The organism is Cellulophaga sp. 20_2_10 (genome assembly GCF_023476645.1).
Taxonomy (GTDB): domain Bacteria; phylum Bacteroidota; class Bacteroidia; order Flavobacteriales; family Flavobacteriaceae; genus Cellulophaga.
This window is the reverse complement of the sequence record NZ_JAMCOJ010000001.1, coordinates 61,752-85,532: the sequence shown is the minus strand read 5'-3', so window position 1 is coordinate 85,532 and position 23,781 is coordinate 61,752. Positions and strand designations below refer to the sequence as shown.

The window sequence follows — 23,781 nt, the reverse complement described above, 5'->3', positions numbered from 1 at the left end:
AATGGTACATTTAGGTGGCATTTTTACTAATTTTTAAGATTACTGTTTATAAAACTGTTTGCTTTCTGTTCCTGGTATAGAAATAATATACATTCCAGATTTTAAATTATCTAAAGAAATAACTGCTTCTTCTGCTGTTGCATTCATTTCTTTTACAACAACGCCACTCATATTTCTAACGACAAGCTTATCCCCTACTTTTACTCCTGCTATCGTAATAAATTCACTTGCTGGGTTAGGATATACTGTTAAAGCCACAGCATTACTTCTTAAACTAGCTGTTGTTGGCACTATTTTCCATTTCTGGTTGCCATTGTCCTTACCATAAAAATAAGTTATAGAATTTGTATTAAGTGTCCCGTTGTTACGGTCTAAACCTTGTGTTTGGCAATGGTTAGGTAGTAAGCCATATACATTAGCTCCGTTTTCTACAACTTTCCATTGTTGGTGTGTACTTTTTGCGTTTGTATATGTTGCTACTTGGGTTCCGTTTTCGCATTTACCATAAGGCACTTCTAAAAACCTATTATTTGCCTTATTTTTTATAGTGTATACATTATCTCCTAAATGCGTAAAAATCCATTTTTGATCATCAAAATTACCCGGATTCACCATTTTAGCGTTAAATGTCTCTAAGGCTCTAGACAATAATCTTTGGTTAGACGTTACAGACTCTATGGTATACATACCGTTGTCTATTAACTGAGACGTTACTGGTGAAGCATCATCACCCTTACCTTTTAATAATACTATAGCAGAGTAAGGAGCTAAAGTTATATTTCCTGTGTAATTTTTATGCTTAGCATCTACATAATCTGTAGACCCTAAACTTACAGATTTTGCAACACCTGTATTATTTATTTCAAATTTAATAAAAGTATTAGGGTTTGCTGTTGCTGCAAAAGTAACCGGAGCACTCTTTCCTTTTTTCTCGTAATTTGGATATTTTGTTTTAAAACCATCTAAAGTATACTCCGCAGATTGCCTTCCTGCAAGTATGCTTATCTCTTTACTCCCATTAAAAGGCATGCAATAGTAATTACTATTAAGGTCCCCCAAGAAAGTATTAAAACCTGCATCTGTAATTTGATTGGTATACCTAGCAGCAACCTGAGTTGCTTTTTTAGAAAATAGAATATTATTTTTAACTGTGTTATTTGTAGATTTTGCTACGCTACCACCTACTCCAAAACTATTGTTATAGGTAGATAATACCAAACCAAAATCGCAATTGTAAACCGTATTGTCTCTTATCGTATTTTTACTAGATAGGTTTGCCATTAATCCCCAACCCACTACATTATATACTGTATTTTCATAAATTAACTGGTTTTGTGAGTCATTATCTATATAAATACCTGCAGTTTTAACACCTCTACCACTTGGTATACCTCTAATTGCACCAGGAGAATCATGCACTATATTCTTATAAATACTGTTATCTCCGTTTCTATTACCTACAGAATATATACCACCACCATCATCTTTTGTGTAACAATAATTACTTACATTATTATATCTTATTGTAAAATTACCACCTGAATAGTTTAAAGCGTGATAACCAATATCTTTTATGGTATTCTTTTCTATAATATTTGCTGATGAGCCAGATTTGCTAATAAATCTTGCTCCTGTATAACCAATAAAGCTGCGCGCTCCCATTCCTGTACGCATCCCTATATTTTGCACCGTATTATTTGTAAAAGTAAGTCCGCTTACACCTTCCCATCGTATAGCAATATTATTACTTTCTTCAAAAACACTATTGGTTACTTTAATATTACTAATTGTATACCCTAAAGACAAATAGTTGTTACCGTTGTAAAAATTACAGTTTGCAATAGTTAGGTTAGATGCTCCACTTATAGACAACGTTTGCTTTAAACCACCTTCTACTCTTAAATCCTGAATTTTAATATAATTGGTATTATTTAAAGCCAAAGCTTCTTCTCCTGCTGGTATTTCTACATTTAAATTGTTTGGATTACTATTGCTATACAAATACAAAACACCGGCGTTAGTATCGTGTGCCCATTCTCCGTTTTTATCCAATGTATTTACGTGATTCTGAAAAAAGTATCCAAAATTATTCTCAATATTATTTTCAAAAGAATTGCTAGTATCAGACAAGCCAAAATTTACCGTTGTACCTCCGTGAGATGTAACCGTTTCTACCTTAACATTATCATCTGTGGTTCTAATGGTAATTTCACCTCCTTTAAACCTGTTTGAAGCATATGGCAAACTAGATGCTTCAGAAATAGATGTATTATTTCCTCCGTGAGATTTAATTGTTCTGTAACCACCATTAGCGGCACTAACATTTGGCTCTCTACCTATTTGCTGCGCTTGGTTGTTTAAAAACAGAGATGGAACTCTACCATTAGCTACTTTACCCAAGTTGGTTTTCCAGATACTACCACTGTGGCGTGTCCAGTTATTCATCTTTTTAGCAGCTCTAATTACAGGTTTTACACCAGATCCGTACGCTTTTAAAACTATATATTTACCAGATGATCCTTTTTTTCCTTTTAAATCTAAAGAGCCATAAAAAACATCTCCTTTATTAAAATTGATAACATCACCAGCACTAATACTATTTTTAGCACTATTTACTTTATTTATTGTTTTCCAAGCAGATGCTGCAGACGTTCCGTTATTAGCATCGTTACCAGAGGCACTAACATAATAGTTTTTTTGTGCAACTACAGACAGTCCACTTAACAATAGAAAAACACACAACATGTATGTTTTTAATTTTTGTTTATTTAATATCATAGTAAGTTATTTTATAAAAAGCCACTTAACTATAATAGCTAAGCGACTTTTGGTTGTTATTTTTTAAAAAAATGAATACTTTTTTCTCCTTCAGCTTTAATTATATATGTACCGGGTCTTAACCCTGAAATATCTAATGTTTCTGCCGTACTACGAGCTACTTTTTTAAGTACTACATTGCCTGTGAAATCAAATACAACAATTTGTTTACCACTAGCAATACCCGAAATAGTAATATAATTTTGTGCAGGATTAGGATACACTTTTACCTCGGTTGTACTATTATCAGCCTTTAAAGAAAATATACTATTCGTGTTTTCTTGTGTACAATTTAGCTTTAATACTAATTTTGGTGGTTTTACACCTCCTTTAGACCAAAATGACACATCATTACCACTAATTTGCTTTACCAAAAGGGTTACTGTTTCTCCTGCTTGTAAGTTAGACAATGACCATTGATACGTTTTTCCTAACAAATAAGATCCTGTTAAAGTGCCAATTTTAGATGCCTCCAATGGCTTGTTGGTAGATGATAAATTATCTTCGGTCCAATTACTAGACCTACCCTTAATAATATCTATACCACCATCACCACTATCTGTAGACACACTTAAATGCAAAGTAGCACTAACTATACTTGCTATATTAGAAGGTATTTTAAATTTAAGATAAGATACCCTTTTGCCTTTTTCTACTCTTAGCTCACTCGTATTGTACTTTTGTGATCCTTGTAAGTATGCATCTTCAGACAATAATACAATTTCTTCTTCATTACAAGCGCTTCCGCCGGTTGTGCCTCCTCCTAAAATAATAGGGTACAACGTTTCTCCTTTTGGAGTTAAGCTTGCTGACAAAGCCGGAAAATTAGTAGCTGGGTTCGATGGTTTTACTTGCCTAGGTCCTTTATATAGTAAATTAGGGTTAGACCAAGGGGTAGCATTGTTATGGTTTTTTTCTAAACAGTTATTTTTATAAATAAAGTTTGGGTTTTTAGAATTCTGATGTTGAATTGACCAAGGTCCCATAATAGCAAAATAATTAGGTTCATCACTATTATTATAAACCGAATTAGGTGTGTCTGCTTTAGAATTAGGCATATCAAAAGGCAACGTAATTCTATTGTTTTCTATTAGGTTATTGCCTTTATCTCCACTATGAAAACTCACTTCTTGTTTAAAATCATTATCATAAACCACATTGTACTCCACATTACTTCCTTGTAGAGAAATATGTCTTAAATGCGTAATTTCGCAACCTGTAATTAGATTATACGCACCTTGAATAAAAAAATATCCTTGTGCACCACCAGCTTTTTTATGCGCGCCATCTACTCTTAAATCTCTTAATGTTATATGGTTTGCTGGTACCCTAACAGGATCTCTAGCAGAATTTAAAATGTTAACTTTATCTAACCAACAATCTTCAGAGTCATTAAACTTTACGGAGATGTTATCGTTATTTTTAAGCTCGTCATTAGCATCTAAACTATAGTTCCAATTGTACTTAGGTGTACCCCAACTACCTTCTATAGTCAATGTATAAATACCACTTTTACGAACCTTATAAAAACTAAAAGCATCACCACTACTCATACTTATAACGCATTTTACCTTGTCTCTACTTTCTCCTATTAAAGAGACATTAGATTTCATAGTAATTCGTTTGTCAATGGTATACGCACCGTTTTTAAGTAAAACAGCTACTAGCCCACTTTGCTTAGCTGCATCATTAATTGCTTTATTAATAGCATCACTATTTGCACCGTTAGTAAGTGTTTTTACAACTTTTACATCCTTTAAAAAGGGAATACCGCCTCTAACACCGGCTTTTTCCCATTGTTTCATTTGCGGATAACGATTATCGTACTTATTAGCATCAAATATTACTCCGGGGTCACCTACTTTTAATTGTGCATTTGCAGTAAAAGTCATTAACAATTGTAGAAAAATGCTAAAAACAGTTACACTCCAAAGTGTGAGAATTTTATCTTTCATATGTTTTTAAATTAAAAAAGCTATTTGGGATATGCTCCCAAATAGCTCTATATTACTTAATTTTTTAAAAAATGAATGCTTTTTTCTCCTTCAGCTTTAATTATATATGTTCCTGGTCTTAACCCTGAAATATCTAAAGTTTCTGCCGTACTACGAGCTACTTTTTTAAGTACTACATTGCCAGTAAAATCAAATACAACAATTTGTTTACCACTAGCAATACCCGAAATAGTGACATAGTTTTGTGCAGGGTTAGGAAAAACTACAACCTTACTATTAGTGACTGCTAAAGCAACAATGTCGCTTTTAGAACTAGAACAACCCTCTAATATTTCTTCTGGTCCAGATCCAACAGGTTTAGTATAGGTCTTAGATAATACAAACTTATCCATCTCAAATCCATCCTCTCTCATTGAAAAAGAAATTGTATGCTCTCCTGCGGTTGGTACATCAATAAAGATTTTTTGCGGTTCTCCACAATGGTTTGCATTTGTACGTTGTTTGCTCTCCCAAGTCCATTTTTGTTTACCAGTACACCATTGCATTTTTTGTCCAGAAGCTGGCCAAGTTCCATCAATACCAACGTGTACACCGTTATCTTCTGATCCTGTAGAATGTGCTCTTACCCAAACAAAATATTTTCCTGGACTAGTAAACTTAACTTTGTAATTCACTATTGCTATTTTCCCTGGTTGATCAGAAAAACTTTGAGCGTTAAGTGGATCACCGTGAGTTACTCTTGTATCTGGTAGAATTTCTAAATATCCTTTACCACTTGCTCCGTTAGAATGATTTGGATCTGGATCTGGAGTTGGAGTACTCGTTGTAGTCTCGTCAAAAGAATACCATTTTCTATCGCCATCTATAGATTGACTGTCAAAATGTTCTGCTTCTACAGCTAATATTCCATTTTTTTCTACCGCAATACAATCATTGCCAGATTCTCCAGTTGTAACATCTTTTACAAAAATTAGTTTATTTACATTAAATAAATAACCAGAACCACCCGTGAAGTTCAATTGAAGTGTTTGCTCACCTGCTTCTAAATTAACGATTGTAGTTACCGTTTTCCAAGTTTGCCAACCACCCGTATTTACAACCGTAAGCTCCCCAACATTAGCACCTTCAGCATCAATTTTAATTGTACCGCCTGTAGTGTTTGTAGCTACTTTTGCTTGTACTTGGTAGTCACCAGCTTCTGCTACAGTTACTTTGTAATTGGTAAAATCACCATTCTCTACATAGCCTATGTTTTTTCCTCCACCAACATCAGATGTATTTTCTACCTCAATACCCGACTGATCCGTAAAATCTTCTACCTCTAAAGTACCTGGTAAAGAAATAGCACTATCAACCGCACCGCTAGCATCATCACACTCAACCTCTAAAATTAATTTAGGAGAAGCAGCTCCTTCTTTAGAAGAAAAAGAAACATCATTACCGCCAGTTTGCTTTACAATTAAAGAAATTGTTTGTCCTGGTGTAACATTAGACAGGTTCCAAGTATAAGTAGTACCAACACTGTAATTTGTATTTAAAGTTCCTAGTTTAGCACCTTCTGATGGTTTGTTAGTATTAGCTAAGTTAGACTCCGACCAGTTATTGCTAGAACCTTTAAAAACTTCTATTAAACCATTACCGCCATCACTAGAAACCGTTAACTCTAGCTTTGTGCTTGTAACTGTTTTAGTTGTTGCTGGTACTGTAAATTGTAGGTAAGCTAATCTTTTGCCACTCTCAACTCTAAGATCTCCGTTATTAAACCTTGTTGTTCCCTGTAAATAAGCATCATGAGTAATTGTTCCACTAAAGGTATCATCACAACCACCTGCATTACCGTCTTCATTTTTACTTGTAACCAAAGCAACCCAGTCATTAGTATCTGGAGCTACTAAATTAGAACCCAATGTAGCTTTAGCTGTTAAATTACCGCCTGCTCTAGGGTTAAACCATTGTACATTATATTTATTGTTACCACTTGGCAAACTTAAAGATGTGTTTCCTCCGTTGGGTCTGTAAATAGCATACGTTTTACCTTCCTCCGTAAACACATAATCTTTATTATCTGAAGTAATACCATCATCAGAAACCATTTTTGTTAAGCTAGATAATAGGTTTTCATTAAAGAATTTAAGCGCATAGCTACCTTCTTTATACTTTACACCTCTTTTTCTATGGTCCTGACCGTTAAGATCGCCATCATCACTAGTGTAACCACTATAATATTCCACACCAGCACCACCTGCAAGTAAGGTTGCCCAAAGCACTTTTTCTCTAACTTGTTTGTCAGACACCATAATACCCTGTGGTGCACTACCTTGTTCATCATTGGCAACTACCCATTTTTTTCCTGAATCTCTAGATTTTTCTACCCATTTTTTTATATCCCTATGAATGTTGTTTTGAGCTGATTGAACAGAGGCTCCAGATAATTTTGACTTATTTCCTAGTAATGGAGTATATCCTTCATCTTGCTTACCTGGGTAGGTATGAATTACGATATTATGATCATAGGGATCCATATCTTTAATATAAGATATAGTTGATTTTACTACTTCATCTTTCATTTCTGTCTCTTCAGACAAGTTCCAATTTAAAGCTAAATGATGACCAAATCTTGCGATCAATTCTCGGTAATACAACTTTCTTTCTCTACCAAAAGAATGTCCATCCATTGCTTTACAATTCTCTGCTTCCATTGTCTTAAAATGCAAGTACATTCCTTTTTTATCTGCATATTCCATTACTTTTTCCCATTGAGCAAGCTTAGAAACATCAAACCTGTCTTTATGTAATTTGTTCCATTGTTCTGGTTTACTTGCGCTAGAATAATCTGCAGAAGATCCTTTTAAAATGTGAGGAAAAACAGCACCATCATCTCCACCTGCTGCCCAAGTTAAAAAAGAGATTACATTTGCTCCTTGTCCAGATAAGTAATTAATAGAACCTAACATTCCTTTTCCTTTACCGCCGTTCCAAGTATACGCACTGGCGTCTGTAGCTACATAATCTCTAGTATGTGCTTCCCAAGTTTTACTCTTGTTACCACCTGCCGTATTAGCTGGTGTACCATCAAAATCTACATAATGAAAACGATTTTCCGGAGAATCTGCTCCCACTTTTAAAAACCAAGGCCCGTTTGGGGTATTAGGGTTTGTGCCAGTGTGCTTTAAATAATGTTCATCCACATACTGTAATCTACCTAGGTTTTTACTTCTAAAATCTCTACCAGATTTATCAGATTCTGCAATGGTAAAAGATCCTGTAGTACCATCCATAAAGCCAGCACTAGAACCACCGCCATTAATGGCAACATTAGATCCAGATTTAAAAACGGCCGTCCAATTCCAAGCTCCAATATCATCCGGAGCAAAATGTACTCTCCATTTGTTTCCAGAATCACACCCTGTATTTTCTGCATCTCCACACGCTGCAAAATAACCTGGTACAGTGTAACTTCTGCTACTTCCCGCATGGGTAAAGGTTACCTCTAGTCTATAATCTGAAAATGGATTAGGATTAGAGGTTTCTGTAGTACTTGGCCCATTAAATGTTAAGGATAATTTGTGCCATCGTTTTAATTCTCCGTCTGGCGTTTGGGCATTTAAAAACATACCTAATAGTATGAATCCAATAAATAGATAAGGTTTAAAAAATTTCATAGTAGTAAAATTTAAATTATTAATTAATGAACTATAAACGAGCTCTTATAACCACTAAAAAGAGTTTAAGACTTTAATTCTTTAAGACAAATATGAAGACATAACAGTTCTATAGCCCCTCTACTTAAAATGATAAATAAGCAAGCAGAGAGAACTTTCTAACGTCCTATATTCTTATAAAAAAATGAAAAAAAGAGTTATAAGATTCGTTATTTTATATACAATAACAAAAGTTTTTCTTATACAAAAAAGGTGTATTTATGATCTCCATAATAGCCAATAATAGTAGTTGCATAAAATAAAGTTATACTCTAAAACATATACTTTTAGAATAAAATTTGAAGAATGTAAACTACTTAGAATTTACTAATATGACATAAACCAAAACTTATATTTAAATACGTTGGCTTGCCTTTTTTAGTAAAAAAAACTATTAGTTAATGTGTTTAAGTGGAAGTAAATTATATTTTAACCGATTAGAGGTTAGGTTATCACAAGATATTGACTTGTTCTTAGCTATTAAGTAGGTTTCGAGTAAAGATGTTTTCATTCTAATAAAATTAAATTAATAAAAAATCTTTGGGGGTTACAGCAAAGGTAAGTTTTTTCTTACCGATAACAAAGTGTATTTTATCTCAATTAAGCATTTTTTTAACCTAAAAAGAATAATTCATTAGAAACCCTTTAGAATCAACGGTTAGTTATAATACCCTATAATTACTAAAAAATGGCCAATTATCAAAAGTGATGCTCATTTAAAGATTTGCGTATTTTATTTGAAACATAAAAAAAAATATAACTAACTGAAAAGCAATAGCATATATGACATATGTCATAAAAAAAAGACATATTGATGATTATAAATCAATTCAAAAAAACAAGTACACAATTTTTTAATGTTCATCTATACATAAAAACGTACTAGCTATAACTAAAATGCGACTTAGTATACTTTTATAACAAAAAAATTATATCTGAACGTACTAAAAAGACTACTTTAGATATATGTGATTTTATATAAAAATATTAATTATTTAATTTTTTAAATCTTTTTCTTACCCCATGGGAAAAAAACTTACACTTATCTCTGTTGTCTTATTTATAATTGTTTCTATAATTATATGGAGCATTTCATATAAACAGGTAGTTATGTATACAAAACACATTACTCTTGCTGAAAACATAAAAACGAATAATAAGTTAGACGAAGCAGAGTCTAGAATTTCTGAACTATATAATATCAGTAAAAAAAACATATTATATATAAGTAAATTAATAGAGTTAGACTTAAAAGAAAATATAGCCTTAAACAAGATTGAACATAAATTAAAAAACTTTCTAGATATCGATTCTAATTATTTTCAGGCTAGACTAATTAATACTGAAGGCTTAGAAATTATACGTACATCCAATGATTCCATTTATCCCTTACATAAATATCAAGATAAATCAGAAAGATACTACTTTAAAGAAGCTATAAAACTAAAAAAAGGGCAGGTTTTTATTTCTTATTTAGATTTAAACATCGAAAACAAAAAAATTGAAAAACCTTATAGACCAACAATCCGTTTTTTTAGTCCTATATATGTAAACAATAAACTACAGGGTATTGCAGGTATAAATCTTAATGCTAAAAATTGGCTTAACAACTTAAAAAGCTTAGATATAAACCTATTAAATTCTAAGAATGAAGTTTTTGTTGCTGCGAATCAAGAGTTATATAAAACAGATACAATAGATTTATTAAGTAAAGACGAAAATGGCAATATTCTTTATTTTACAAAGAAAATTAGCTTGGAAAGTAATTACGTTTGGACTATTTACACAAGTCCAGATATACGGGATATACAAAGTAAGCGAGCAGCCTATAAATTTGAAACATATAAAAATGCCGCTTTACTAAATATAGGCGGACTTTTCTTCTTAATTATAGTTTTTAGTTTGTACAAAAAAAATAAAGACATAACAGTCCTTAGTCAGACTGTAGAAAACCGTTTGTATGAAAGAGATACGCTTTTAAAAGAAATACACCACAGAGTAAAAAATAATTTACAAGTAATTACCAGTCTACTAAGTCTACAATCTAGCTTTATAAAAGACGAGGAAACTAAGGCTCTGTTTAGATATAGTCAGTATAGAATTAATTCAATGGCAATAATTCATGAAATGCTCTACAAGTCTAATGATCTAAGCAGAATTAGTTATGGTAATTATTTAGAGCAACTTACATCTACATTGTTATTGTCTATGAGAGGTAATAACAATACTGTTAATTTACAGATTAAGACAAACAATCTTTTCTTAAACATAGATACATCTGTACCATTAGGGCTAATGATTAACGAAATTATTACAAATTCTTTAAAGTACGGGTTTAAAGAAAATAATACAGGAACATTATCTATAGAAGTAAAAAAACTAGTATATCCTAACTTTTTGCTTCTTATAGGTGATGACGGTGCAGGATTCCCTAAGAATATTAATTTTAGAAATACGAAATCTCTTGGTTTAAAACTAATACACAAGCTGGCACTTCAGCTTAGAGGTAATATAGAAAAAGATAACTCTAAAAAAGGAACTCATTACATCATCACATTTCAAGAAATCGAACAAACATCATAAGTTATGGCAAGAAAAGTATTAATTGTAGAAGACAACATGATTATCCAAATGTTTATAGAAAGTATCATAGAAGGTATGAACTGTGTTGTTAGAACGGCTAGTAATAGTAATGAGGCAATAGCTACGCTAAAAAACTTTGCACCAGATGTAGTTTTATTAGACATTGGTTTAAGCGGAGACAAAGACGGCATAGAGGTGGCAGAAATTATTAATATAGAGTATCAATTACCGTTTGTTTTTATCACTGGAAATTCTGATGTATCTACAATAGAACGCGCAAAAAAAACAAACCCATTACATATTATACGTAAGCCAATTGATGAAAATCAACTCAAGGCTGAGTTCGAAGTTATATGTGCAAAATTGAGTGCTAAACAGTAAAAAAGCGTTATTCATCGTATAAATTATTAATTTTATCGATGAAATGACCGAAAAAAGCAAAAACCTATGAATATTTACTAATAACAAATTAGAGCAATTGTAAGATCTTTGAGGTAACAATAATTTAACCCCTATCTTATGAAAAACTTAATGACCCACAAGATTGCTTTAGGATGTTTAACTACATTTTTATGCTATTCGTTATCGGCTCAAAAAACTACTGCCTATAACACTTCTAAAACAGCTACTATAGAAGTTCAAAAAAGAGTAGACAACTACAAAAAACTTAAAAGTTTAGGTTACACAGACAAAGAAATTTACGAAGATTTAGGTAACGCTAACTTTTTAGTAAAAAAATACAAAACATCTTTATTCTGGTATAAAAAATTAAAGGAAGTTAGCAATAACCAAATGCTAAATACGAGCTACGAAGAGCGTTACCAATTTGCGCTTAAACAACTAGGTATTAAGGCAATTGCTACAACTACAGATAATAAAGACTGGATGGCTGCTGTAGCATCTGACTACAAAACTAGCAAACAAAAAAACAACGCTACGTATACAGGTAAGTATGGCGAGTATAGTTTTAACCCAAAACAAAACTCTTCACTAGAAACGGTTACGCAACAAAACAACTATACCGAAGAAATTAAAGACAAGCAAAACGCTTACAAAACTCCTGTTGCCGTTACTGCAAACGGTAAAACAGCTTATTTTAGTAAAGGTGTTTATGAAAAACCAGCTACTGGACTCTTCTCTAAAAAAGAATTGGTTCACAAAATTTACAAAGCAGAAAAAATAAACGGAGAATGGAAAAACGTTAAAGAAGTTGCCCTAGCTCCAAAAAGCTACTCTGTTATGCACCCTACAGTATCTGCAGATGGCAAACGTTTATTTTTTGCTTCTAATATGCCAGGCACTTTTGGTAAGTTCGATATTTATGTAGCATCTATTAATGCTAAAGGAGATTTTGGAGTTGCAAAAAACTTAGGTAAAAAGGTAAACACAGAAAAAAACGATTTATATCCTAAAATTGTAAACGGAAACTCATTATTCTTTGCCTCTAACGGTCATAAAGGTTACGGCGGACTAGATATTTATATGGTAGAAGTTGGACAACGAAAAGTTGGTATAGCTGCGAACCTAGGTAGTAAAATTAATAGTGATAAAGATGATTTTTCTATAGATCTTATGTCTAACAAAGGAACGGGATATGTAATGTCTAACAGAGGACAAGGTAATGTGCAAAGAGTTGCATTTAGCTATCCTAAAAATAATGATAGAGACTTTAATTCTTTAGAAGCTGCAAACGACGAGTCTTCTATTAATTATTCTACTTCTGTTTTTGAAGATTAAGACCCAGGTACTGTAAACATCTATTACCCCCTAGTTTACAATACTAATACCTGTGCTTTGGCAAAAAGCACCTGTAATTTTACCCCCCCAAAATAACCATAATTTTTACTACTATGAAAAGTAACGTTTCATCATTTAACAAAATCTGTTTACTAGTGTTAGTATATGTAGTACTAAGCTTGCAAGCAGTAACAGCACAAGAAGCTAAGGTTTCAGAGAATAGTTCTAACAATTCTTATCACAACCAATTGTTTTTTAATCGATTTTTAATTAACCCTACCTTTTCTTTGGTAAGAGAAAACAAATCGTACTTAAACATATTACACAGAAACCAGTATGCTACTTTTGATGATAACGTACAAAACTATTTTGTAGGTTTTAGTAGTAAAATTAATGACAATACTGCTTTTGGGATCGGTATTTACAGCCAGTGGGCAGGTGTTGTACAAGAGTTTGGCTTTAATGCAAACTACGCAACGGCGGTACAATTAGGGGCTAAAAGCAAACTTACTTTTGGGGCTAACGTTACTTATTTTAACGAAGGTTTAGATAAAAACAGAATTGTAGCAGAAGATAACGATATACAATTGGTAGATTCTAAAAAAGAAAGCAAATTGGCTATACAACCAGCTATTACATTATCTGTTGGTAGGTTTGATGTTGGTATCTACGCTAAAGATTTATTAAAATACAACCAAACAACAAATGCTTTCTCTACTAATTTTAATGATAGAAGTGTAAAAGCATCTTTACAATACACACAACCATTTAATGCAACTAGAGGTTTGTTTGCTGATGCTAGATTTATGCCTTTAGTACAAATGGGTAAAAGTGAAAATGGTAATTTATCTTATGTAGGTTCTATGCTTTTAGATTTACCAAAATACGGATGGTTACAATCTACAATAGATAATGAGCACGGAGTTTCTATGGGACTTGGGTTTAACTTAAGTAATAAAATGTCTTTAGGGTATTTACTTGAAAAAGATATTATGCAAGACAATACAGATTTAGGATGGAACCACGAATTGTCTTTAGCATATACATTTAAAAATAACGGACCTGCTTTTGCTACAAATGATGAGCAAAATTCTCAAGACCGTAAAGTAGATGGTATTATTAGAAACTATGAAGAGCAAATTTTAGCTCTAATGGAAGATCAAAAAAGAGATAAAGAAAGAATAGTTGCTTTAGAAGGTGGTAAAAACTCAACTAAAATGGCTATTTCTAGTAAAAAAAGAGAAAGAGAAATTTTAGCCTTAATTACAGAACAAAATAATTTAAAGAAAAAACAAAGTAATACACAAGAAGCTAAGAGTACTACAGTAACTCCTAAAGCTACTTACGCTAGTACATCTAGCTCAAGAGTGCCACAAAGTAAAGTACAAGACAAGTACAATACAATTGTTAAAAACTTTGAGTCGCAAAGTGTTACCTTAAACAGCAACAAAAGAAAAGAGAATAAAAATAATAAAAGAGCTGCTAAAAATAGTGTTGTTGCAGAAGAGACAGTACAAGAAGACACAAACTCACTAGCATACCAAAACAGACTAATTTTAGACGAACTTATATTAAGACAAGATTCTATAGAAAACGCACGTAGTGCAGAATTAGAAAAGAAGTTTGAGACTATTGTACGTATTTTAAGAAACGACATTAAACAAAACATAAATACTACACCACAAAATGTAAACACTATGCCTACTACAGCAGTAGCATCTACAACAACTAAGAAAGTTACTTACCAATTAGATGCTACTAAAAAAGACGCAGACAAATTTAAAAAGTTACCATTAAAAGTGGTTAACGAGTCTGATATTGATGGCGTAAAATCTGGTTATTATGTAATTGCAAATGTATACAAGACTAAAAAATATTTAGATGCTTTTGTTACTAAGCTAAAAGAACAAAACATTAATGCTAAGCAGTTCTACAATAAAGAAAATGATCTTTACTATGTATACTTAGCAGACTACAATTATGAAGAAGAAGCTGAAACAGCATATGCATCTAACTTAAATGGTAAATACCAGGATGAAAAATGGATCTTAAAAGTAGACAATCCTACTTTTTCTACATCAACTGCAACGGCATCAAACATATATGAAGATTAATACAAATTAAGTTACCTCTTCCAAGAGGAAAAATTGGGTTATTTTATAAGTAAAAATACGCATCGGGGGTTGCGGGTAGTCCTAAAAGACAAAGTATATAACGTTCTTATACTTGTCTTTTGGACTATTTTTTTTTGCTTAAAAGTGTAGTTCATCTAAAAACTAAACTTTAGAATCGTTCTTAATAAGGCGTGATTTTCTTAACACTTTATCGATTAGCCCCTTTTAAATAAGCGTTCAAATGTAATTTTTTATCGATGAAATGCATTTTAACATTGTTTAACAGCGAATCGTCCTACATAAAAATTTTGGTAGCTAACTCAAATTTTCTATCTTTAGTATAGAGATACAGAGAAATAGTGTATAACCTATTTAATAGTTTCTTTTTTAGTTTTAATAATAGAACGTAAATAAGAAATTAAAAAAGTAAAAAACTATTAAACTACAGTGTTTTTCTGCTCTAAAAGTTAAGTTTAGAAACTGATAAAAAGGTTTCTTTAACCCCCAAAACCCAAATTATATGAAGCTTTTTTACACTCTAAAAAGTACCAAAAAACAATCTTACACAACCTACATTATTTGTTCACCTTTTTCCCCGAAAGAAAGTGATAATCTCCGCTGTAAACAGTTTTTACATCACAGTATTTAATCCTATTTAGTAAGCTTAGGAACTAAATTTGTAAAAGTTTTTTTCAATCTAAAACTAAAAAAGTATTACCCCTACCCTTTAGTTTTAGTTGCAAATTGTACTTAACAAATTACACTTAATTATCTTAAAAAATAATTAAGAATAGTATACTATTGCTTTTATTTAAGAACAAATACACCCCAAATTTTACTTATATTACTTAACCCGTATACTGGTAACAGTATGCAAAACCCCCTACTTATGCTACCAAAAAATTTAAATGTTATTGTAATAGATAACGACAAAAACTTTATTAAAACCTACAATGACTATTTTAACCTGTATTCAGATTACAATTTAATTGGGACTTATAGCTCTGCTAAAGAAGCTTTAAGATCTTCTACTACTGTTTCTCCAGATATTATTATTACAGATATTCCAGAAGAAGAATTGGGCGGTATAGATGTATTAATTAAGTTTAAAAAGAAAGCTAAAAATGCTAAAATTATAATTGTTAGTGAACAAAATGATTTCACTTTAATTAAAAAAGCATTTAAAAATGGTGCTAATGGCTACCTAACTAAACCACTTACAGAAATGAGGTTGTATGATGCCTTGAACTCTATTAGGTTTGATGGTGCTGCAATTAGTAACGATATTGCTAAACAAGTAATAGCTATGTTTCAGCGTAAATCTCTTAGCGATTTTTCTAAAAGAGAAAATGAAATTATTGATTATTTGTTCGAAGGAGAGACATACAAAACAATTGCAGAAAAGTTATTTGTAACTGCAAGTGCAGTAAACTTTCATATTCAAAATATATATTTAAAACTTAATGTAAATTCTAAGTCAGAAGCATTGGACAGACTTAGACAATTAGATTGTGCTTAAAAACGCGTGCAAGCAAAGCAAAACAAACAAAACCTACTTATGCTATTCTGCTTATGCTAAAATTTAAATAGTCTAGGCTATTTATTTAGATTGTCCATATTTTACCATAAAACCCTTGAAATTGTTGATTTTTTCAGGGGTTTTATATTTTTAATCCGTAAAAATGGTTTCTCCTTTTACCAACCAAGATATTCCAAAACACTCTATAGCAACAGACTCCATCCAAAAAGTAATGTGGTTTTGGCTGTATAGTTCTTCTGGTATAACTTTTAACAAACCAAGCATTATTACAAGTAATGACGCTAACATTACTATTCCGCTTATTTTATAAATTGTATTACGTTGTTTTTTTTCTTTAGTACGTTCTGCTTTAGGTTTATTGGACCTTGTAAAAATAAAAATCGACATATAGTTAAGGCTTAATAAAAATATAGCTGCAGCTATGTAATGAAAACGTACACGCCAAACATTGTCTTGTATATATGTTACGCTATAAGCTGCATCTGCGTCACAACACGTAATTGCAATATTATCTGTAGGAAACAGCAATAATAGAATTGCAAATAGCCCGGCAATAAAAGAAACGTAAAAATCTATTGGTTCTCTGCCTTTATACACCATTAAAAATATAGCCATAATACTTACGACTATAATAAAAATAGGATTTGCACGAGTGTAGTAATAATGACTAATAGACTCTAATATGCTTGTATGCTCTGCTGTAAGCCACAAGAAGCCAAATAAGAAAAAAGGCAATATTATACCTAAAATACCTATTAATTTACGTAAAGTCTGAGTATTAGTTAGCCAAATATCGTCATCCCTCTTGTAATCTAAATGTAACATTTTCTGCATTTTAGAGGTCGATGTTTTTTTATTTTCTGACTCCATAACAATGGTATTAAGGCAATTGTTCTAATATATAAGTATATCCTAGGGCAATTAAAATAGCCAATCCAAAGCTAATTAATGTTCCTATTAAGATGTATTCTGTTAACTTACGGTCGTTTGCTTTTGATAAATCTCCAAATCTAAAAACCGATTTTGCTGTTAACAAAAAGCCAATTCCACTCCACTGTCCTAAAACAATAAATATAAAAATAAATAAGCGCTCTAATACGCCAATATAGGCTCCTGCATTTTTAAGCGATTTTTTAGTGTCGTTCTCTAATTTCCATCTAGAGATTATAACCTTCATTAGTATAGCAGATACATTTGTGAGTAAAAAAATAGCGATAAGAAACAGAATTACACCTGGTGCAGTTAAATACGACATATTAAAAGTAACATCTGTATAGCAATATGCTACTACTAGTAATACTATTAAGTGCAACGCCTGATCTAGAAAAAATAAGACTCTAGCGTTTTTCTTATTCTGTAGTTTAAGCTTTGCTAAGTCTATAATGTAGTGCGTAGTTACAATAGCTCCTATTCCTAAGAAGTATGTAGCATTAAACTCTAAAATTAAAACCAAAGCTACTAAGTGTATAAGTGTGTGCCAATACAAGTAAATAGATTTTTGTTTCTTTTTCTGCTTGTCTTTGATCCAGCTATTAGGTTGCAACACAAAATCTCCTAAAATATGTGCCAAAAGCAACTTTAAAGTAAGTACTAACATAGTTTTTCCGTTTGATTGTTATAGTAATCTAGTATTTTTATAATTTCGTCAAAACCAGCTTTTTTTAAACTAGTACTTATATTGCTTTGCTTTTTATCTAGCTTGTTTGCTAGTTCTTTCTGTGTTACAGTTGTGTTTGCTAAGCTTTCTTTTATTAATAACGCATAGTTTGGTGTCCAGTTATCTATGGTTAATACAAGTACATCTAACAACAAATTTAGTACTGTATTAAAATCTGTCCAAGGTGTTTTTATTGCTAAAGTTTGCTTTTTTAATTCTTCAAAACATTCGCCAGAGTTTACGTAAGCTGTTCCGTTAGACTCTGTTATTTTATCTGCTAAATAGCTTTCTTCTCCTATACCAATAGCCATTCTAACATCTAGAGTTTTAAACTCTTTTATAACTGCTTTTAATTCTAATGCTGTTTTTAAAGCCAAAGCAGGAGTCGTTTTTACTTGAAAACTATCTCCTCTGTATATTTCCCAATCCATAGGCCTTTCACCTATCTTTTGTAACTCTTTTTTTAGCACCGGCATCCAAAGGGATACATCTTCTGCCCTAGAGTTTATAATATCTCCTGTTATTACGGCTATCATTCTTTAAATTTTATCAAATATATGCTTTTTTACATATAATTACAAATATATGCCTATTTGCATATAAATTAAATTATATGCTCTTTAACATATAATAGTATTTTCAAGCATTTATCACTTTAAAACAACTTCTTAAGCCCTATAAAAAAGTGTTATTATAATATTTTCTACATGTCTTCCCGGTTATTGTCTCATCAATCTTAAAATTATCAAAGACAAAAAAGATAAATTCTTTTAAAACCACTATTTTTGCGGTATGGTAAGAAACATTCAGCTTAGAACTACATTAAAAGAAGAACCTATAGAAGGCATTCTAACTAAAAAAGCTGCAAAATATTTAGGCATTCCCACATCAGAAATTACTGCAGTAAAAGTAGATCGTAAGTCTATAGATGCACGTAAAGCAACAATATATTTTAATTATAAAGTATCTGTTTATATAAAAGAACCAGCTCCAGAAAGTAGTAATTATACGTTTGATTATAAAGATGTTTCTAATGCTAAAGAAGTACATATTATTGGTTTTGGACCCGCAGGAATGTATGCTGCCTTACGTTGCATAGAACTAGGTTACAAGCCTATTGTTTTAGAGCGGGGTAAAAATGTACAAGACAGACGTAGAGATTTAAAAGCCATTAACCAAGAACATATTGTAAACGAAGACTCTAACTACTGTTTTGGTGAAGGTGGCGCTGGCACCTATTCTGATGGTAAGTTATACACCCGTAGTCTTAAACGTGGAGATGTACGTAGAATTTTTGAAAACTTAGTATACCACGGAGCTACAGAACAAATTTTAATAGACGCACACCCACATATTGGTACCAACAAGCTTCCTAAACTTGTACAAAATATTAGAGAAAATATTATAAAGTACGGTGGTGAGGTTCATTTTGATACTAAAGTGGTCGACTTTGACATAAAAAACAACACTTTAAAAGCCATTATTTTAGCAAATGGAGATGAAATGGCTGTAAATAGTGTAATTCTTGCAACAGGACACTCGGCTAGAGACATTTACTATTTATTGCATAAAAAAGAAATTGCATTACAAGCAAAATCGTTTGCAATGGGTGTACGTGTAGAACACCCACAGCATATTATAGACAGCATACAATACCATTGTAGCGGACAAAGAGATGAGTTATTGCCAGCTGCGGCATATAGCCTTGTAGAGCAGGTAAAAGGAAGAGGTGTGTATTCTTTTTGTATGTGCCCCGGCGGATTTATAGTACCTGCAGCAACGGCTCCTGGAGAAATTGTTGTAAACGGTATGTCGCCTTCTAAACGAAATAATTTATACGCAAATTCTGGTATTGTTGTAGAATTAAATATTGATGAAGATATTCCTAAATACAACCATTTTGGTGTTTTAAAAGGGTTAGAATACCAGAAAGACTTAGAGAAGTTAGCTTTTAATGCAGGCGGAAGAAGTCAAGTTGCACCCGCACAAAGACTAACCGATTTTGTAGAAGGAAAATTATCTACAGATTTAAATGATACCTCTTACCAACCAGGATTAAAATCTGCTCCACTACACTCCCTCTTACCAAAGCTAATTGGCAGTCGTTTACGAGGTGGATTTAAAGCTTTTGGTGATAAAATGAATGGGTATTATACCTCTGAAGCCAACATTATTGGTGTAGAATCTAGAACCTCATCACCTGTAAATATCCCTAGAACAGAAAAATTAGAGCATCCAGAAATTAAAGGCTTATTCCCGTGCGGAGAAGGTGGTGGTTATGCAGGAGGTATTATTTCTGCGGCTATGGATGGCGAAAGATGTGCTGAAGCAGCAGTAAGTGGTATATAACTTAATTATGAACAACTAGCCTTTAGCACTCAGCTTTGGGCTTTTTTACTTATACTATTTACTTTACTCTGGACTTTCACTAGTTTCGTGCGCTTTTTTAATAATAGCTTTAAGGCGCTCTTTACGTAAAGCTTCTTCTTTTTTCTTTTTATTAATTTTTCGGGCCATCAATTTAGTGTGTTTAGCCTTGTTTAATGTATTCTTCTCTCTTCCTTTTTTTGCCATAAGTACCTTATTTAAAACGTTCTACTATCAACCTAAAAACAAAAAAACGTATTTTTTTCACTTTTTTTAAAACCCTACTTCAAATTTTCTCGTTAGTATGGTAAGAGTGTCTAAGTTTTTATAGCTTTGGTAGCTGCAAAAATAACACTTAAATAAACAATAATAACAAAGTGTTTTAAAGCATAAAATGAGAAACATTAAGCAGCATATAGTACGGTTAATAGCAGTAAGCATAAGCTTATTGTATGTACTTCATCCGTTGCAAGATCAAATAAAAGATGGTTTACACGCTATTTCTCACGCCATAGAAACACATACTACAGCTTCAGAACACTCGCACAGCAATACCTCAGCAACAGCACATAGTCATTCTCACACTGTAAATCACGAGCACCAAGTAATTACATTTATAAATAACCTTTTTGGCGCACCAGATAATGACTCTAACGACACCCTTGTACTAGACATAAAAATAGACAAGCATATTGTAGATACATATACCTACATCTTTAAAAATAACACTCCACTACATGTTAATCATAGTTATACTAGCCTAGATAAAACTACAAATGGTTATATAACAGCTGTAGAAAAACCTCCAAAAAGCGCACTGGCTTACTACTGCTTGTACTAGCAGAAACAAAATTATTTATACAAGAACTGCAAGTTACTTTAGGCTCAACTATGCCTATGGCTAAACTATGCGCTTACAATTCTAGTATTTAGATGCAGAACATTGTTCTAGATCTAGATACTACTTACAACAAACTACAACAAATGAAATATTTTATAGCATTAGTACTGCTCCTTACAACCGTTGGAAGTATACAAGCACACGAACTAAAAGGTACTGTAGTATCTAATAGCAATACACCTATAGAAGGTGTTAGTGTGTACAACCAAACAACAGGTGACTACACCTACTCTAGCACTTCTGGTTTTTTTAAGTTGAATGATGTCTCTTTAAACGATGTTATTTTCTTTTACAACCTTGGGTACGCTACGCAACAAATGACAATTACAGAAGAACATTTAAATACAACAATAAAAGTTAGCTTAACAGAAAGCGCTGTTTCTTTAGACCAAGTAGTTCTAGTATCTAAAGTAAACTCACTTAGTACGTTTTTAAATGTAGATGTAAAAACAAACCCCGTTAAGTCTTCACAAGAGATTTTACGTAAAGTTCCTGGATTAATTATTGGTCAGCACGCAGGTGGTGGTAAAGCAGAACAAATATTTTTACGTGGTTTTGATATTGACCATGGTACAGACGTAGCCATTAGCGTAGATGGCTTACCTGTAAATATGGTGTCTCATGCACACGGACAAGGATATGCAGATATGCACTTTATTATACCAGAAACAGTAGATAATATAGATTTTGGCAAAGGTCCTTACTATGCTAATGTTGGTAACTTTAACACTGCTGGGTATGTAAACCTTAAAACCAAAAAGAAGTTAGACAAAAACTTACTTTCTGTAGAAGCCGGACAATTTAATAGTTTACGCGCTGTAAGTATGCTTAAGTTATTAGAAGAAGAACAAAGTAATATGTATTTAGCTTCTGAACTTGTACTTACAGATGGTGTTTTTGATTCTCCTCAAAATTTTAATAGAATTAACTTAATGGGCCGTTATAACTTTAATAACTATGACGATCAAGAGTTTACTATTACTGCTAGTCATTTTCAAAGTAAATGGGATGCTTCTGGGCAAATACCGCAACGCGCAATAGACCAAGGATTAATTGGTAGGTTTGGCGCTATAGACGATACAGAAGGTGGTAAAACTAGTAGGTCTAACCTATGGTTTAATCACACCAAACAATTTAATGAGCACGAGTCTCTTACTTCTAAGGCATTTGTATCTAAGTACGATTTTGAGCTATTCTCTAACTTTACGTTCTTTTTAGATGATCCTGTTAACGGCGATCAAATAAAACAGAAAGAGTCTCGTAGTATTTTTGGAGCCGAATCTGTTTACGCGCATAATTTCCATTTTGATAAAGACAACTCGCAATTAAAATTAGAAGCTGGTGTTGGTTTTAGATATGATGATATAAATGACGTAGAGTTATCGCATACAGCAAACAGACAAACTACCATAGAAACGTATGCTTTAGGTGATGTTGATGAAGTAAATATGTATAGTTTTTTAAACGCTACGTACAAGAAAAACAAATGGACAATTAATCCTGGTTTACGTTTAGACTATTTTAAAAACGATTATATAGATAAACTACAAACTACTTATACTAGTTTAAGTGAAGACAAGGTCTTTGTAAGTCCTAAGCTAAACTTTATATATGCTGCCTCTCCTAGTGTACAGTTATTTTTAAAATCAGGTATTGGTTTTCATTCTAACGACACACGTGTAGTAACAGCTAACAATGGTAAAGAAATATTACCTGCAGCTTATGGTAATGACTTGGGTGTAATTCTAAAACCATCATCTAAACTAGTTATAAACGCTGCTTTATGGAGCTTATTCCTAGAACAAGAATTTGTATATGTTGGTGATGCTGGCGTGGTAGAACCTAGTGGAAAAACGCAACGTTATGGTGTAGATCTTGGTTTTAGATACAATATTACTCCTAGTTTATATTTTTATAGTGATGCTAATTACGCCTACGCAAGAAGTACAGAAGAAACAGATGGTGAAGATTACATACCATTAGCACCTTCTTTAACTGCTGCTGGTGGTTTAACATTTAAAAACGTTGGTAAGTTCTCTGGTGGGTTAAATTACAGATACGTAAAAGATAGACCCGCTAATGAAGATAACTCTATTGTTGCAGATGGTTACTTTTTATCAGATTTTAACCTAAGCTACAATACTAAAAACTGGACATACGGAGTTATTATAGAGAATCTGTTTGATACAGAGTGGAACGAGAGTCAGTTTGCTACAGAAACAAGATTATTTAATGAAACTAATTCTGTAGATGAAATTCATTTTACACCGGGAACTCCGTTCTTTTTAAAAGCTAAAGTTTCCGTAACTTTTTAAAAACGGTATTTTTATTGCACCTAGTAAACCCACAGCTTTAGTTGTGGGTTTATTTTTTATCAACCAACAGCATTTATACTAATTTTATAAAATT

15 protein-coding genes are annotated in these 23,781 nt (G+C 32.2%); 8 read left to right on the top strand and 7 right to left on the bottom strand.

From position 1 onward, the window contains the following. Positions 1–39: 39 nt before the first annotated feature. Genes M4I21_RS00400 through M4I21_RS00390 form a run of 3 tightly spaced genes read right to left on the bottom strand, consistent with a single transcriptional unit; the run spans position 40 to position 8,434 of the window. A complete protein-coding gene (locus M4I21_RS00400) occupies positions 40–2,778 on the bottom strand; it encodes a right-handed parallel beta-helix repeat-containing protein (protein ID WP_249556977.1) in 2,739 nt (912 codons plus the stop codon). A gap of 56 nt (positions 2,779–2,834) precedes the next feature. After that, on the bottom strand, positions 2,835–4,772 hold the full coding sequence (locus tag M4I21_RS00395) for a T9SS type A sorting domain-containing protein (RefSeq protein WP_249556976.1): 1,938 nt from the start codon (positions 4,770–4,772) through the stop codon (positions 2,835–2,837). A 56-nt stretch (positions 4,773–4,828) separates the two neighbouring features. Beyond that, positions 4,829–8,434 (bottom strand): carbohydrate-binding protein, encoded by a 3,606-nt coding sequence (locus M4I21_RS00390; protein ID WP_249556975.1) that lies wholly within the window; start codon positions 8,432–8,434, stop codon positions 4,829–4,831. Positions 8,435–9,583: 1,149 nt separating this feature from the next. Here M4I21_RS00390 and M4I21_RS00385 point away from each other — a divergent pair. The 5 genes from M4I21_RS00385 to M4I21_RS00365 all read left to right on the top strand — a co-directional run bounded on the left by M4I21_RS00385 (position 9,584) and on the right by M4I21_RS00365 (position 16,426). Continuing rightward, positions 9,584–11,056 (top strand): sensor histidine kinase, encoded by a 1,473-nt coding sequence (locus tag M4I21_RS00385; protein ID WP_249556974.1) that lies wholly within the window; start codon positions 9,584–9,586, stop codon positions 11,054–11,056. A 3-nt stretch (positions 11,057–11,059) separates the two neighbouring features. Beyond that, a complete protein-coding gene (locus M4I21_RS00380) occupies positions 11,060–11,437 on the top strand; it encodes a response regulator (protein WP_249556973.1) in 378 nt (125 codons plus the stop codon). A 138-nt stretch (positions 11,438–11,575) separates the two neighbouring features. Next, complete coding sequence (locus M4I21_RS00375) at positions 11,576–12,793, top strand: TolB-like translocation protein (protein WP_249556972.1); 1,218 nt, start codon at positions 11,576–11,578, stop codon at positions 12,791–12,793. A 113-nt stretch (positions 12,794–12,906) separates the two neighbouring features. Beyond that, positions 12,907–14,907 (top strand): PorP/SprF family type IX secretion system membrane protein, encoded by a 2,001-nt coding sequence (locus M4I21_RS00370; protein ID WP_249556971.1) that lies wholly within the window; start codon positions 12,907–12,909, stop codon positions 14,905–14,907. Positions 14,908–15,796: 889 nt separating this feature from the next. Further along, positions 15,797–16,426, top strand: a complete 630-nt coding sequence (locus M4I21_RS00365; protein WP_249556970.1) for a response regulator transcription factor — start codon at positions 15,797–15,799, stop codon at positions 16,424–16,426. A gap of 150 nt (positions 16,427–16,576) precedes the next feature. On the opposite strand, the gene M4I21_RS00360 is transcribed toward M4I21_RS00365, so the two are convergent. Genes M4I21_RS00360 through M4I21_RS00350 form a run of 3 tightly spaced genes read right to left on the bottom strand, consistent with a single transcriptional unit; the run spans position 16,577 to position 18,640 of the window. Next, the gene (locus tag M4I21_RS00360; protein ID WP_249556969.1) at positions 16,577–17,317 is read right to left on the bottom strand and encodes a hypothetical protein; all 741 of its coding nucleotides are present in this window, start codon (positions 17,315–17,317) and stop codon (positions 16,577–16,579) included. 10 nt (positions 17,318–17,327) lie between these two features. Beyond that, the gene (locus tag M4I21_RS00355) at positions 17,328–18,044 is read right to left on the bottom strand and encodes a DUF3307 domain-containing protein (RefSeq protein ID WP_249556968.1); all 717 of its coding nucleotides are present in this window, start codon (positions 18,042–18,044) and stop codon (positions 17,328–17,330) included. Further along, complete coding sequence (locus M4I21_RS00350) at positions 18,038–18,640, bottom strand: transcriptional regulator (RefSeq protein WP_249556967.1); 603 nt, start codon at positions 18,638–18,640, stop codon at positions 18,038–18,040. The genes M4I21_RS00355 and M4I21_RS00350 overlap by 7 nt, the downstream gene beginning before the upstream one ends. Before the next feature lie 256 nt (positions 18,641–18,896). On the opposite strand from M4I21_RS00350, the gene M4I21_RS00345 reads away from it, so the two are divergent. Next, complete coding sequence (locus M4I21_RS00345; protein WP_249556966.1) at positions 18,897–20,453, top strand: NAD(P)/FAD-dependent oxidoreductase; 1,557 nt, start codon at positions 18,897–18,899, stop codon at positions 20,451–20,453. Between the two features lie 63 nt (positions 20,454–20,516). On the opposite strand, the gene M4I21_RS00340 is transcribed toward M4I21_RS00345, so the two are convergent. Further along, positions 20,517–20,678 (bottom strand): hypothetical protein, encoded by a 162-nt coding sequence (locus M4I21_RS00340; protein WP_249556965.1) that lies wholly within the window; start codon positions 20,676–20,678, stop codon positions 20,517–20,519. Between the two features lie 187 nt (positions 20,679–20,865). On the opposite strand from M4I21_RS00340, the gene M4I21_RS00335 reads away from it, so the two are divergent. Together M4I21_RS00335 and M4I21_RS00330 are read left to right on the top strand one after the other, a co-directional pair. Further along, positions 20,866–21,312, top strand: coding sequence for a hypothetical protein (locus tag M4I21_RS00335; protein WP_249556964.1), 447 nt, complete (start codon positions 20,866–20,868; stop codon positions 21,310–21,312). A gap of 143 nt (positions 21,313–21,455) precedes the next feature. Next, complete coding sequence (locus M4I21_RS00330; RefSeq protein ID WP_249556963.1) at positions 21,456–23,687, top strand: TonB-dependent receptor; 2,232 nt, start codon at positions 21,456–21,458, stop codon at positions 23,685–23,687. Positions 23,688–23,781: the final 94 nt, after the last annotated feature.